Consider the following 16001-nt stretch of genomic DNA (forward strand, 5'->3'; position numbering starts at 1 on the left):
GATGTTAGAAAGTCTCCGGGAGATCAGGAACCTCCAGCGAGACCAGCTGCGCCGAGGTCGGCGTCTTGAGCTCCGACATCCGGTGCGCCTGCCGCTCGGTCATCGCCTGGAAGATCTGCCGCGCCGACCGCCCGTTACCGAAGCCCTCGCCGCGCGGCAGCTGCTCGAACAGGGTGCTCAACGCCGTCCGGGCGTCGACCGTCAGCTCGTACTGGTGACCGCGCGCCTGATGCTCGACGATCCCGACCAGCTCGGCCGCGGTGTAGTCCTCGAACTGCAGCGTCCGCGTGAATCGCGAGGAGAGCCCCGGGTTCGAGCCGATGAAGCGGGACATGTCGTTGACGTACCCGGCCACGATCACGACCAGGTCGTTGCGGTGGTCCTCCATCAGCTTCACCAGTGTGGCGATCGCCTCGGCACCGAAGTCGTTGCCGATCCCGACCGGCGCCAGCGAGTAGGCCTCGTCGATGAACAGCACGCCACCCAGAGCCTGCGTGACCGCGGCCTGTGTCTTCGGACCGGTATGACCGACGTACTCGCCGACGAGCGCGGTCCGGTCGACCTCGACCAGGTGACCCTTGCGGAGCAGACCGAGCGCCTTCAGGATCCGCCCGTACAGCCGTGCGACCGTCGTCTTACCGGTACCCGGGTTGCCGGCGAAGACGAGGTGCCGACTGAGCGGCGGCGCCGGCAGACCGGCCTCCTCGCGCATCCGGACCGTCTGCATCAGCTTCACCATCGACTGGACGTCACGCTTCACCCGGTCCAGCCCGACCTGCTCCTCGAGCTCGGCCAGCACGTCCTCGAGCGTCTCGTCGTCCGGCGGCATGCTCTCGTCGAGCGCCCCCGGCACGTGCACCTCAGGAGTCGACGCTGCCCCCGCCGCGGCCGCGACAGGCTTCTCGCGCACCATCGCGACGCCGTCGATGGTGCAGTCCTCAAACACCGGTACGGCGCCGTCCTCCTGACCGATCGCCTCCGAACAGTCCCGGATGCGCAGGTGCTTGAACGTCGGAGTCGCCGTCTTCGCCAGATGCAGAGCCGGGTACTTCGTCCCGGTCACATCGCAGTCCGTGTAGGTCCCACCGGCCTTCTCGGCCACGTAGATCCCGTTCTTGGCCACCGTGCTCACTCGCAGCCCGGTCACCGTCGGAGTCGCCTCCGACCAGATCACCAGACCCGATCCGGCACAGTTCTCGATCGTGCTCGCGTCGATCGTCGCCGCCGCACCCGTGCCGACCACGATGCCCGCCGCCTTGGTCCCGGTGACGCGCACCGCATCCAGCGACGCCAGCCCCGCCCCGGCCAACTCAACGCCGGTGCCCACGGTCCCGGTCACCGAGGAGGTCCGCACGCTCATGGCTGTGGTCGACTCGAGCCGAATGCCCGTCCCGCCACCGACAATCCGGCAGTCCTCAGCATCGGCGTACCCGGCGTCCACGGCCGACAGTCCGGTCAGCCCGACATCCTGGATCCCGCACCGGATGAGTTCGACCCGCGCCGACGCGGTCACGTGGATGCCGTGCTCAACGCCTTCGCGGACCTGACAGTCGGTCAGCTTCACGTTCGCCGTACCGGTCAAGTGCACTGCGCTGTACGCCGGTCGGTCGAACCTGGTCGCGGTCACCGTCGCCGTCGCGGAATCCGAGACCAGCAAGCCGTTTGCGCCCGCATCGGTGATCGCACAGTCCGACGCGATCAGCTCGGCACTGTCCTGAGCGACCAGCCCGCTGGCCCGCGCATCGCGAACCCGGCAGTCGGTCAGCTCGCTGCGCGCCGACCCGGTCGCATGCACACCAGGCCCACCAGCCTTGTCGATGCGGATGTCGTTCAGCGTCGCCGTCGACCCGTCCTCCAGCAGTACGCCGGCCATCCCGGTCTGCTTGATCGTCCCGTCGGTCGACACCAGCCGGCTCGTCCCACGCAACCGGAACCCGTATCCCGAGGTCTGGTTCAGCCGCAGCCGCGACGCATCCAGAAACGCCGGACCGGACAGTACGACGCCGATCCCGTCGACCGTGTCGATCACGGAGTCCTCGATCTTGGCCTGAACCCGTCCGGACAAGTGGATCGCGGCCAGCCGTCCCTGCTCCAGCCGGGAACCACGCACCATCAACGTGGTCACGCCGTACCCGGCGAGGTCGGAACCCTGCCCGGTGTTTTCGTTGCCTCGGGCATGCACCCGGCCACCGCTGATCGTGCAGTCCTCGATCATCAGCCCGGCACCACCGGCCACCCCGATCGCCGGAGCGCCATCGTCGGCCGGTGCCTTGATCGTCAACCCGCGCACGGTGCATTCGAGGCCCTCGGCAACGACCGTCGGCTCACCACCCGGTACGCCGGTCACTGTCACCTGGCCGCCTCCCGGCTCGGCCACGATCGCGACCGAGCGGTCCAGCCGGAGCTGTTCGGCGTACTCGCCACCGGCCACGACGATCACGTCACCAGGCCCGGCGGCCCGCAGGGCGTCGCCGATCCGACGGAAGCTGCCACGCCCCTTCGGGCCCACATAGCGAGTCGTCACGGTGTTCCTTGAGGGCCGGGGACGGTAGGTACGGGGGTGACGCCAGGCGGCAGAATGACACCGCCCGGAGTCATCGTAGGCTGCGGGGCCGGCGGCGGAGGCGGCGGCTGCGTCGGGATGTGCGACCACGGCGGATCGATCCGGCCGCGGATCTCGGGCGTCAGCAGCGAGCCCATGCCCTTCTCCCACAGCCGCAGCGGCATGTTCAGGACCATCTCGCCGATGCCACCCTTCTGGATGTAGCGGCCGATCGAGTACTGACCGATGCCGGTCCGGAGCAGCCCGATGCTGTTCGCCGACACCAGGCTGGCCACCGCCGTGATGCCACCCTCGGCCACGGCCTGCCAGCCGTACACCTTGTGGCTCTTGCCGTCCGAGCCCGGTACGCCGAAGATCGCGGCGTTCATCGCGCCGTTCACGAACGCGGTGAACGGCAGCAGCATCATGCCGAAGCTGTAGTCGAAGACACCCGCGCGCCACTTCACCGCGCCGGTGTTCGCGGCCCACTCCGCACCCCAGGTGGAGGTGTGGTTCATCGGCCGGTTCGTGATCAGCTTGCCGCCGTCGAGGTTGGTCATGTTCTGCTTCATGTTCCGGAAGAAGCTGCCGAACATCTTGGTGTCGGTCAGCGCCGCTCCGGCGACACCCTTGATCGCCGTACCGACCGCCGCGTTCATCAGGGCCTTCAGCGCGTCGTTGCCGGTGAACGGCTTGTTCTGCGCCTCGGCGACGATGCCCGCGATCATCAGGGAGGCCGCGTAGTCGAGCAGGAAGTCGAACGTCATCGTGATCGCGAGCTTCTGGGTGAGCAGCCGCGAGAACGGCGCGTAGTTGGCCTCCCGCAGTACGGCGCTCCCATCCGGCAGCAGCGTCTTGTTGGCCAGCGTCCAGTCGGACTGCATCAGCCACGGCTGCCGCTGGACATCGCCGACCCGGGTGTTCCAGCCACGGAACTCAGTCAGCTGGCCGCGGAAGTCGAACTCGTTACCGGTGAGCCGCAGCTGGCCGTCACGGAACTCGAAGACCAGACCGTTGTCGGACCGCTCGCCGATCACCCGGCCGGTGTTGTCGTACAGCTTCCACTGACCATGGACCTTGTCGGTCTCCAGGAAGTTGTTCCCCGACGCCGCCCGCTCGCGGACGACCTTGTCGAAGTCGAACTCCTTCCACTGGCCGCGATCCGTGTGCCCGTTGGCATCCAGTGTGTACTCGCGGACGCGGGTCGGACGGCCGTCGCCGATGTGCGTCGGCGTCTCCCGCAGCAGCTGCGCCGGAGTGGTCGGCGTCGCCGGAATGCTGTCGCGGAAGTGGGTCGTGCCGGCGGTCCAGTTGTTGCCCCAGGTCCCATCGGCCTGCCGCCACTGGCGGTTCAGCTGCGTCGACCCGACGACCTCGACACCGGTCTTGTCAAACTCGCGCGCCACCCACTGGCCGCCGTCCTCCCACGACTCGATGAACCGGCGCTCGTCAAGCATCCGGCGGTCGCGGACAAGGTTGCCAGCGGCATCGAAATCACGGAACGAGTTGTCGTAGCTGATGCTCTCGTCGCGCGAACCCTTGAAGTGGAAGCGATCGCCACCCCGACCGGCGACCTGGACGCCGTTCTGGTTCAGCTCGTGCCAGCGCCAGCTCGACGAGTCCGCGTTGCCGGTGGCAACGACGTACTTGTGCTGGCCGACGTTGGCCGGGTCGGGGACCCGGTGCGACATCCCGACGACGTTGCCGTGCGCGTCCCGGTTGACCCAGATGTGAGTGTCCATCGGGTCCGGGTACTCGCGGACGACACCACCCGGCTGGCTCTCGCGGAACATCCGCCAGCCCTGACCGTCGACCTCGGCGAAGTCCTGCCAGTCGTTGCCGTTGTGGACCCGCCACCCGTTGACGTCACCGGCGGTCCACGGCGTGTCGGCGTGTGCGCCCGGCCGCGGGTTCGGATGCGGGTACGGCGTGGTCGGAGCAGTCGCGTGGTCGCCGACCTTGAGCTCGGTGCCGTCATGCAGCTTGCCCTTCGAGCGGACGAAGGCACCGGCCATGTCGACGTCCACGAAGGCCTCGTCGACACCAACGTACCGGATGCCGTGCTCGGCCGCGCCCGGGCCGCCGCTGGTGTTCCAGCGGAAGATCTGGAAGCGGTTGTCGTTGGCGATGTGCGCGACGCTGCCGACCGTCGGCGGGTTATCCAGGAGCGTCCTCCGGACCCAGACCGGCGGCCGCTGGTCGCCCTGCCGAACTGCGGCCAGCAAGGTGCCGTCAGGCAGCAGCTCACCCTTGCCGATCGCCTTGACCTGCGGCGACAGCAGCTCGAACGAACCGTCCCGGGTCGGATGCGTGGCACCCGGCTCGAGCTTGAACTCCTTGTACTGGCGGGCTGAGTCCGGACCGTGCCAGGTGCCGAACTTCTGCTGCGCGATCCGGCTGACCTCGGCGTTGCCCTCCATCACCCGGACGGTGTCGGTCCAGCCCTCGCCGATCGTCTCGAAGGTTCGGTTGCCCTGAGCAACGTGCAGGAACTGCGCGTCGTACCGGTGCCAGGTCCAGGCGCCACCGTTGCGAAGGGCAATGACGTGCCCGGTGATCTCCTTCTCGGCCTTGCCCAGCGGGCCGAGCTGATCGGCGATCGGGTTGTCGTACTTCTGCAGGCCCTGCTGGTAGCTGCGGACCGTATGCCAGTTGTGGTCGATGTCCTGCCAGGCGTTGCCGGCCGTGGCGTGATGCCGCTTGCCCCAGTTGGTCAGGTTGCCGGCTCCGTCGTACGTCGTCCACGTCGTCCGGCGGTTGGTCGAGCCGAACCCGAGCGTGTCGGTCTTGCGGAAGCTGTCCAGGATCTCGTCGCCCGGCAGCCAGCGGCGTTCGAAGACCTCGACCTCCTTGGCGGTCGAGCTCTGCAGGCGGATCCGGCCGTTGTCCAGGCCGACGATGTCCACCTTGCCCTGGTGGAAGCCGAGGTTGCCGGGCGTGCCGTCGTCGGCGACCCGCTGCCAGGTGTTGTCGGTCCGGTTCACGACGTACTTGAACTGGGTGGCCTGGTTGTCGCGGACGACCCGGAAGCCCTGCTCGGTGATCTCACCGGACCGGTTGAACTGGTGGAACTCTCCGTTGCGCGGCCGGCCCGGCATGGTGATCTCGATCCGGATGCTGCCGGTGTTGTCGATGGTCGCCCGGTGCGGGATCGGCATCTGTACGCCGGCGTTGTCGGCCCACGTGACCACGCCATTGTTGTCGCGGGTGATGCGGCCGCCGCCCAGCGCCGCGTTGTGCCCCGGCAGGTCGGTCACCTCCCGGACGAGAGCGCCCTGCATGTCGAAGACGTCATGCCCGTTCGTCCGCGCGACGTGGATCTCGGTGCCGTGGATCGTGACGTTGCGACCGACCACCGGCTGGAACCCGTTGTCGAGCCACTGCGAATTCCCGCCGTTGACATGCAGCCAACCGTTCTCGCCGGGAAGCTGGATCTGGCGGCCGAAGCTGTTGAAGGCGCCATTGGCGTCGAACTGATCGAACCGTCCGTTGTCGACGACTCGGTAGCCGCCTTGGATGCCATGAACGGTCGCAGAGTCGCCGTTCGGGCCATGCAGGGTGAGCGTGTTGTTGACGTCGTGGACGACGGTCCGCTGGACGCCGGTCGTCTGATCCAGGACCGGCACGTGCCGCTCGAGATATCCCCCGGCGCCGTCGAAGTGTCGGCTGACACCGTTCGCGTCGACGATGTGGAAGGTGTTGGTGCCGTCCTGCGCCAGGTGCACCGTGCCCGGCCGCGCGGCCGCCGCATCGTCGACGAAGCGAGCCCCGCCATCGGGCGTCCGGTACAGGAACGTGTTGCCCGCATGTGCCGGGTCCTGGACCCGGATCCCGTGCGCGCGACCGACACCGTCGTTGCCGAACCACCGGGTGGTCGCGGTCGAGTCGTCGAAGACCTGGAAGTGCCCGTTGGGCAGGCCCACCACGCGGTGCTGCCCGACCGGTACGCCGTGCATGTCGACCACGCGGAGTCCACCGGCCCCGTCGGAGGCCGTGAACAGCTGGCCGCGCGGGTAGACGGTGTCGGCCAGCGACCGACCACCACCGAGGTGGGCGCCGGCCGCGTCGTACAGGTGGGTCTCGGCCTGCGGTCCGATGATGCGGAAGCCGCCGCCATTGGTGTCCAAGACGTTGAAGAGTGCGGTGTCCGCGCCGGCGACGTGCGGGCGCCCTGCCGTCGGCCGGACGACCCAGCTGTCACCGAACTGGCCCTGGAGCTGGATCCGGTTCTCGACGTGGAAGCCGTTCGCGTCGAAGCCGCGCGCGGTCCGGCTCTCGATCACCAGGACGCCGTTGTTGTTCAACTGCTGGATCGCGGCGTTCGGGACCGGCACGCCCTGCTGGTCGACGAGCCGGGCGCCGCCGGTGAGATTCTCCGTGAAGCGCAAGCCGTTCGGGTCCTGCAACCGCAGGCCGTCGCCGAGATGGGTGCCGTCGGCACCGAAGCGCTGTGCGTTGTTGCCCTCGACAACACGGAACTCGCCACCGGCCAGGTTGTCCAGGTGCGTGTTCGGGATCGGTACGCCGTGCATGTCGACGACCTGTGCACCCTCGGTGAAGCGCACACCCCGTGCATCCTGCAGTACGACGCCATCCGCGACGTGGACGCCGTTCGCGCCGTACCGTCCGGTCTGGCCGTTCGGACCGACCACGCGGAAGCCGTTGGCACCGAAGTCGTGGACGACGAACTGGTTCGCGTTCGGACCGGTGACGTGGGCCTGGCCGCCGTGCGGGCGGATGACCTGGCGGCCGCCGAAGACACCACCGAGCTGGTGCTGCTGGATCTGCGGCATCTGCAGCATGTTGACGGTGACCGGGTCCTGCGCCCAGGCGCCCGGCTGCGGCAACCGCATGAACAGATCGCTGTCGTGCAAGACGTTTCCACGCAGCTGCGCGGCCAGGTCGATCAGGTCGGTGCCCTTCCAGGGGCCCTTGCTGAACGCGGTCTCGCCACCGTCGATCTTGACCGACACCGTGCCGGCATCGACGTCCTTGCTGATCTGTACGTCGAGCTTGTCGCCGTACCCGGGCTTGTTCAGGGTGTGCGTGGTGATGTTGCCGTCGGCACTCTTCGTGGTCGTCACCGTGACGTCCTCGAAGCCCTCCCAGCGGTTGACCGACCCCTGGTCGAACGAGCGGACGAAGTCGTCGTACGCCGTGTCCAGCTTCATGCCGGGCCACTTCTCGGTCAGCAGGTCCGCGATCTTGCCCGGCGGGATCTGCTCGGCCTTCACCGGGATGATCCGCATCCCGTCCTGGATCCGGTCCGGCCCGGTCCGGGTCAGCGTGGTCGGCGCGAGCGTGACCTCCCACTGGCTGGGGTTCCACGCCTTGGCCGCGCCCTCGCCGGGCTCGTAACCCTTCGGGTAGGCCAGCGACAGCTTGCCGTGACCCGCCGGTACGTCGATCTCGAAGACGAACCGGTTGCTCGCGGCACCGTTCTTGGCCCACTCCTCCTGGAACCCGAGGTGGTTCGAGGTGGAGCTCGGCAGCCGGTCGACGAACTGGCCGGCCTGCGCGGCCTCCGGGTCCATCGACACCCCGCGGTACAAGGTCATCTGTCCGTCCGGACCCTTGAACAGCAGGTCCCGGGTGACGTTGTTGAAGTCGTTGACCTTGGCGGCCAGCGTGCCCTCGTTCAGCGCGGAGGGCTTCACGAAGCCTTCGTAGCCACGCTTGGACGTGAAGGCGCCGCCCATCACGTCCTTCATCATGTTCTCGACGGCCTTGTCGTCGATCGCCGCCGTGAGGTGGGTCCGCGACGAGTCGACCTGCGCGGTCCAGCGCGCCAGTCCGTCCGGATCGTTGACCAGGTGCGGTGGCGGGGTCGCCGGGCCGAGGTTGCGGGTGGCCGTCTGCACCGGACCGATGAAGTCGCCGTCCCGCGTGTAGTGCAAGGGACCGCCGGGCGTTGCGACGAACAGGTCGTCACCGGACAGCTTCCGCGGCCAGATCCCAGCGCCGTCGAGCGAACCGTCCAACTGACCCGCCATACCGCGCAGGTTGATGACCTCGCCGGCCAGCGGACCGTCGGTCAGCGTCATGGTGCGGCCGATCAGGTTCGGTCGTCCGCCGAAGCCCAGCCGGAACGTCCAGGTGTCCCCGGCGAGCTGAGCGCCGCCCTCGCCGACCCGGGTGACCACGACCTCGCGGCCGTTCACCGCCCCGTGGAAGGCGCCGGCCTGGGTACCCGAGAAGCTGACCACACCGTTCTCGACCTGGAACGAGACGTTCCCGCCCGGTACGTCGAAGAACTTGCCGGCGCCCTCACCCCGCGGCCGCTTGACGGCGCCCTGCAGGTCGGTCTGGAGGTCGTCGAAGTCCATGTCGTGCTTGCGTTTGAACGCCGCCCGGCCGCTGTCGAAGTCGGCCCGGGCGGAGTCCAGATCCATCCGGACCTGCTGGCCGACGGAGACGTCGGCCGAATGCCCGTCGCCGCGCGCACCGTGCAGGTTGACGTTGAGATCGGCCTCGTTCAGGTTGTATTGCGACTGCCGGATCCGGGAGAAGTCCTCCATCCGCACGTCGACCATCGCATCGGTGTCGCCGGCCCGCTTGAAGACGTTCGTCTTCGCGGCCAGGTCGGCGTCCCACTGCGGATGGAAGGTCTCCGCACCCTTGCCCTTGCCGCTCCACGCGCCCGGCTTCGAGATCGAGACGAACAGGTCGTTGTCGTGCAGCGTCCCGGCCTTGAGGTCGGTCGCGATGTTCGCGAACTCCTCGCGGCTCCAGCTGTGGTTGAACGACGACTTGCCGTCGGCGGTCGCGGTTACCCGGACCGAGTCGGCGTCGATATCGCGGGTGACGACGATCTTCAGGTCGTTGCCCTCGAACCCGGCCTTGCTGATGGTGATCTCGTGGACCAGGTTGTCGGTGGTCTTCGTGGTCGCCGTGACGCCGTCCATCCCGGGGAACTTCTGCACCGACGCCTGGTCGAACGCCTTCGCGAAGTCGTCGAACGCCTCACCCGAGTCCAGCCCACTCCACCGCTCTGTGAGGTAGTGGCTGATCTGCTCCTCGTTCATCTGCTTCGCGCGCACCGGGATGACGGTCAGCCCGTCGCGCTCGAAGATCGGCTCGCTGGTCCGCTCCAGGATCGTCGGCGACAGCGTCACCTCGAACTGGCCCTGGTTCTTCGGCGCGGCCTCGCCGACCCCGCGGGCGTAGTCGTCCGGATACGCCATCGCGAGCTTGCCGTGCGTCTCCGGTACGTCGATCTTGAACACGGCCCGCTTGGTCAGGTCGGTGTCCTTGGCCCACTGCGGCTGGAACTTCCACTCGCTCGACGTCGAGACCGGCAGCCGCTCGATGAACGTGTCCGCCTGCATCGCGGCCTTGTCCATCGCGACACCGCGGTACACCGTCGTCCTGCCGATCTTGCCGTCGACCAGCAGTGAGTGGGCAACGGTGTTGAACTGCAGCACCTCTTCCTCGAGGGTCCCGTTGTGGAACGCCGAGTCGACGTACCCGCCGTACCCGCGCTTGGAGGTGAAGGCGCCTTCGCTGATCGACTGCATCATGTTGCCGACGTCGTCGAGGTCGCGGGCCGCGGTCAGGTGCGTGCGGGAGATCTCGGCCTGGGCCGTCCAGCGGGCCAGGTCGTCGCCGATCAGACCCTCCGGCGGGTTGACCGGCGGCAGGTGGTCGGTCCGGGTCGCGCCGATCTCCACGAACTGGCCGTCGCGGGTGTACTTCGCCGGTCCGGCCGACGACGGGACATGGAACTCACCCGACAGGTACTGGACCGGGACGTTGCCCCCGGCATCGTCGTACAGGTGTGACTGGCCGGGCAGGCCGACCTCGATCTCGGCGCCGAGGCGCTTGCCCGCGAACGGTCCGCCGGTGAGTGTGAGCTCGTCCCGGTTCAGGATCGGCATCTGTGTGCGCTGGTTGATCGAGAACTCGAGCTGGCGGGTCACGGTGCCGTCGAAGGAGGTCTCGGTGACCTTCAGGATCCGGCCCTCGAACGAACCGGTGAACGCGTTGGCGTTCAGGCCGGTGAAGTTGACGACGCCGTCGTCGACCTTGAAGAACGTGCCACTGCCCGCGATCTCGACCGGCCGCGGCTGCGAACCGCCGGCGACCAGACGCGGGCGGTCCCGCAGCGAGTCGGCCAGCAGGTTGTCGAGGTGCTGCTGGATCCCCTCGACGTTCATGCCGGGGTACTTCGCCTCGAAGAGCTGCTTGGCCGTGGTGAACTCGCCCATCGCGTTCCGCAGGTCGACGCGGGCCAGGTCGCCGAGCGAGGCACCCGACGACGGGCCCTCGATGCGGTTGCCGTTGATGGTGAAGTTGTCCAGGGCCTTGCCGAGGTTGTTCTGCGCCTTCTGGACGGCCGTGAAGTCGTTGGCCTTCTGAAGGACGAGAGCGTCCGCATCGCCCGGCTGGCGGAACACATTCGTCCGGGCCAGGCTGTCGGCGTCCCAGGCGTCGGAGATCTGCGAGCCGCTGGCGCGCGTGACGTTCCACTCGGCGGGCTTGGCCAGGTTGGCGAACTGCTCGTTGTTGTAGAGCACGTTGCCGCGCAGGTCCGTGGCCAGGTTGCGGAAGTCGGTCTTGGACCAGGTCTGGTTGAAGACCGTCTTGCCGTCGGTGACCATCGTGACGCGGACCGAGTCGGCCTGCTCGTTGCGCATCACCGTGATGGTGAGCTCGTCTTTGAAGCCCGGCCGCTGCACGTGGATCGTGTGCATCATGTTGTCGGTGCTCGTCGTCGTCCGCGTGATCGCGTCGTCGAGCCCCTCGAAGTTCCGCAGGTTCGGCTGGCTGAAGGACTTCGCGAAGTCGTCGAACGCCGTCGCCGAGTCCAGGCCCTTCCACTGCTCGGTGATCAGCGACTCGAGCTTCGACGTCGGGATCTGCTCGGCCTTGACCGAGATGATCCGCATCTCGCCCACGAAGCGGTCCGGCGCACCGGTCCGCACCAGTGTCGTCGGCGCCAGCGTGAACTCGGACTGGTCCTGGTTCCACGCCCGGGCCTCGCCGCCGCCCGGCGTGTAATGGTCCGGGTACGACATCGCGAGCTTGCCGTGGTTCGCCGGTACGTCGATCTCGAACACGACGCGGTTCGACGGCACGCCGTTCTTGGCCCACTCGTCCTGGAACTTCATCGAGGTCGAGGTGGAGATCGGCAGTCGCTCGTCGAAACTGTGCGCGAGCGCCGCCTCCGGGTCCATCGAGACCCCGCGGTAGACGGTGATGTTGTCGGCCGGACCCTTGTGCAGCAGGTCCTGGGTGATCGTGTCGAAGGTCCTGACCTTCGTGACCAGGGTGCCGTCGCCGAGCGCGGTCGGGTTGACGTAACCGCCGTACCCGCGCTTGGAGGTGAACGATCCGCCGGTGACGTCCTTCATCAGGCCCGAGAGCTTCGAGTCCGAGGCAGCCAGCGTCAGGTGCGTGCGGGACAGGTCCACCTGCGCGTTCCAGCGGGCCAGTGCGGCTGGGTCGTCGAGCAGGTGCGGCGGCGGGGCCGGCTTGGGCAGGTGCCCGGCAGCGTTCTCGCCCGGGCCGGTGAAGGCGCCGCTGCGGTCGTAGTTCATCGGGCCCTGCGGCGACCCGACCGTGATCGTGTCGTCGGTGACCTTGACCGGGAACGACTTGCTGTCGAAGGTCATCGCACCGCGGTCGAACTGACCGAGCTTGCCCTCGAGCGCGACCGGCTTGCCGTCGAACAGGCCGCCGTGCAGCGGGAAGGACTCGCCGACCTGGTTGGCGCGGTTGCCGAAGCCGAGGTTGTAGGTCCAGCTCTGGCCGGTCGACTCCTTGCTGATCTTCAGCGTCGTGCCGTTGACCGCCGAGGTGAAGTCGTCGGCGCGGTCACCGTGCAAGGTGATTCGCTTGCCGTCGGCAACATCGAACTTGATGCCTGCGTTACCCGGTACGTCGAAGGTCTGGGTGCGGCCGCCACCGAGCAGCCGGGGGCGCTCGTTCAGCGACTGGGTGGTGATGTCATCGAGCTGCTGCTTGAGCCCGTCGACGCTGAGGTTGTGCTTGTTCTCGAACGCCGCCTTGGCGTTGTCGAAGTCGCGCTGCGCGCCGTGCAGGTCGATGTGCACCTGCTCGCCGACCGATGGCCCGGTGGACGGTCCGTCGCCGCGGGTGCCGTGGACCTCGACGTTCTCGTGCGCGATGTCGAGGTTCTTCTGGGCGTTCTGCACCGACCCGAAGTCCTGCATCTTGCCCTTGACCGCGAGGTCGGTGTCACCGGCCTTGTGGAAGACGCCCGCCTTGGCGGCCAGGTCGTTCTGCCAGTGCGCGGTGATGTTCTGGCCCTCGAGCTTGCCGGTGGCGCTGTAGTTCCAGGACGCGCCGTCCTTGCCGAGGATCTGTACGCCGCCGGTGTCGAGCCCGCGCACCTTCAACCCGTCCGGAACGAGCTTGCCGTCCAGACCGGTGACGTGGAAGGTGCCGTCGGAGCCCTTGACCACGATCTGGTCGGTCGGCCGCAGTACGCCGTCGGTCTTGGTCAGCCGGATGCCCTGGTCGATGACGATGCCGTCGCTGCCGAAGCGAGTCGTGGCGCCGGTGGAGGTGTCGGTGAACCGCACGTGACCGCCGCTGAGGACGTCGAGCCGACCGTTCGGCCCACCACCGTGCAGGTTGAACTGCGTCATCCCGCCTTCGAACCGCTCCACCTTGATCACCGCGCCCGGGTGATCAGGCAGACCGCTCAGCGGGATTTCCGACTTGCCCGGCGAGAACGAGTGCCCGCCACTGCCCGGCGTACCGACGTTGCCCGGCGTGCTGCCCACACCCGGTGCACCAATGTGACCGGGTCCTCCCGGAGTCACGAGCTGGCCCGGCCCGCCCAGTGCCGGGGTGGTGATGTGCCCCGGCCCGCCGACTCCCGGCGTACCGACGTGAGGGCTGCCGACGCTCGGCGTACCGACGTGAGCGGTCGCGCCAAGCTCCGGCGTACCGACATGAGCCGTGCCGCCCACTCCCGGAGTGCCAACGGCACCCGGTGTGTTGCCCACTCCCGGGGTGCCGACGTGGGCTGTGCCGCCGACTCCAGGAGTGCCGACCACACCCGGGGTGTTGCCGACTCCAGGGGTGCTGACGTGAGGCGTGTTGCCTACTCCCGGCGTACCGATGTGGGCGTTCGGTATCAGAGAGGTCTGGATGGGGACCTCGGTGCGGGGCAGATTGACGGGCTGGACGTGGGCGGTGGCGGGTGGGGAGGCGAGGTTCTGGGTGCCTGCGAGGCCGGGGTTCTCGACCTTGACCGGGCCGGTGGGGGCACCGACCTTGAGGTCGGACGGGCCGCCGTGCAGGAGGTTGAGGGCGCTGTTGATGCGGTCGACGGCGGGCGGGGTGACCGAGGCCAGGTGGCCGTTCGTCGCGCCCGCCGAGTGCAGGATCTCGTCGATCGAACTGGTGAAGTGCTGGGCCTGGAAGCCGTGTCCCGCCCCGTCGCCGATCGCCGTGGCGAAGTTCGGCGAGACGGTCGGCGCGTTGTTCCGGATCCCGGAGTTGACCAGGTCGCCGATGGCGCTCGACTGCGGGTTGGAGACGTGCAGCGAGCTGACATTCACGTTCGGCTGGACGACGTTCGTGTTCCCGGTGAGGTGCGCGAAGTTCCCGGTGCCGGCGCCCTGGGTGCCGTGCACCAGTCCGTTCGACGGGAGCGCCGGGAGCGCGACGTGGTTCGCGTTCGGCATGCCCTGGACGAGCCCCTCGATCCCGTTCACACCGTTCACCGTGGGCGAGGTGGTGTGCAGGCTCGAGATATTGGTCGAGACGTTCGCCACGTTCACCGACGGCGTACCGGCATGCATCGCCGGGATGTTCGTCGACACGTTGCCGACATTGCCGAAGGACGGCGTACCGGCGTGCATGGCGGGGATGTTCGTGGAGACGTTGCCGACGTTGCCCATCGCCGGCGTACCGACGTGCATGGACGGGACGCTGGTGGACACGTTGCCGACGTTCGCGGTGACCGGGATGTGCAGACCGCTCGACGTCGTCACCGTCGGCGGGTTCACCGCGCTGACCCCGACGTTGGTCGGCGGCAGCGGCGCCATCGGCGCGAGGTGGATCTCGTCGATCGCGGTGAACGCCTTGCCGGCGCCGAAGCCGGAGTCGGTGGCCAGACCGAAGTTGTTGATGTGGACGGCGGGAACCAGCTTCGGCGGTTCCATCGCCTGGTGGAAGAAGTTCTTCAGGTTGTCGACGAACGACAGATTGCCGGTGTGGATCGGGGCCGCGCTGATGCCGCGCCCGATCGCCGCCATCGTGGGCATCCCGAAGACGTTCTGGCCGAACACGCCACGGCCGATCACGCCGACCTTGAGCGCCGACGTGAAGGACTTGAAGTTGCTCAGCCCGAGGGCCTGGAAGGCGCGGATGTCGTCGGCCGCGACCGGCAGGAAGATCCGGGTCCACTGCAGGTTGCCGAAGTGCGCCGAGATGAACTTCCCGGTCCCGGTGAAGACCGTGCCGATGCCCTTGCCGATGGCACCGATCCCCTTGCCGACCGCGGACAGGCCGGCCGAGAACGTCAGCTGGAGCTTGCTGAAGGCACCGAGTGAGATGGTGCCGAAGTTGTTCACGAAGTTCGCGGCGTTGACCGGGAAGTTGCGCAGGTTCTTGACCACGAACAGGCCGGTCTCGCGGATCGAGAGGTTGACCAGGCTGCCCAGCCCGCGCAGGCCGGTCAGGCCCGACATCAGGAAGTCCTTGCTGAAGATGTTCCGGAAGGTGTTCGCGATCCCCTTCACACCGGCGCTGATCCCGCTGGCGACCCCCTTGATGATGCTGAAGATCGGCAGCGCCTTGGTGGTCGGCGCGATCAGGCCCAGCCCGGCCAGGAACAGGTCGAGGAAGCTGGCGTCACCCTTGGCGACGTCGACGATCGTCTTGATGAACAGCGCCAGGTTCACGCCGAGCGCGATCAGCGCGATCGGGCCGCCGAAGATCAGCGCCGGGATGATCAGGATGATCGCGAGCCACTTGAAGGCTTCCCAGAACGCCTCGCACTCCGAGATCGGCAACTGGATGTCGGAGACGCCGTTGATCCGGCCCGCGTATCCGCCGGCGGCGCTGGACTGGTCCCGTCCGGCCTGCTCGGCGACACCCTTCTGCCGGTCCCGCTCCGGGTCGTCCTCGGCCAGGCCGCGACCGGCGGCCAGCGCGGCGTCCGCCGTACGCTGATAGCCCTCGACCGCCGTCCGCCACTCGCGCAGAGCGGTCGCCGCGGTCTCGAAGGCGTTCGCCACGTCCTCGACATGGCCGCGCAGCCGGCCGTCGACCTTGCCGCGCAGGGCGTCCGCGGTGGCACCGACGAAGACGCTGTCGTCGTTCTTGTTCATCACCGTGTCGACCGCGGTCATGATCTCGCGGGCCTTGCCGCCGACCTTCTGCAGCACCTCGGCCAGCTGACCGATGGTCTCCGGCTCCCCGGGAGTGGGGTCCCCGCCCAGCCCGATCGCATCCCAGTCGCCCGGCCGTGGCATTCATC

2 protein-coding genes are annotated in these 16001 nt (G+C 68.1%); both read right to left on the reverse strand.

What is annotated here, in order from left to right; all coding sequences use genetic code 11:
- Nucleotides 1-4: 4 nt before the first annotated feature.
- Nucleotides 5-2524, reverse strand: coding sequence for a right-handed parallel beta-helix repeat-containing protein (locus ACIA49_RS21185; RefSeq protein ID WP_396378902.1), 2520 nt, complete (start codon nt 2522-2524; stop codon nt 5-7).
- Nucleotides 2521-15996, reverse strand: coding sequence for a hypothetical protein (locus ACIA49_RS21190; RefSeq protein ID WP_396378903.1), 13476 nt, complete (start codon nt 15994-15996; stop codon nt 2521-2523). The genes ACIA49_RS21185 and ACIA49_RS21190 overlap by 4 nt, the downstream gene beginning before the upstream one ends.
- Nucleotides 15997-16001: the final 5 nt, after the last annotated feature.

The organism is Kribbella sp. NPDC051587, from assembly GCF_044453945.1.
GTDB lineage: Bacteria > Actinomycetota > Actinomycetes > Propionibacteriales > Kribbellaceae > Kribbella.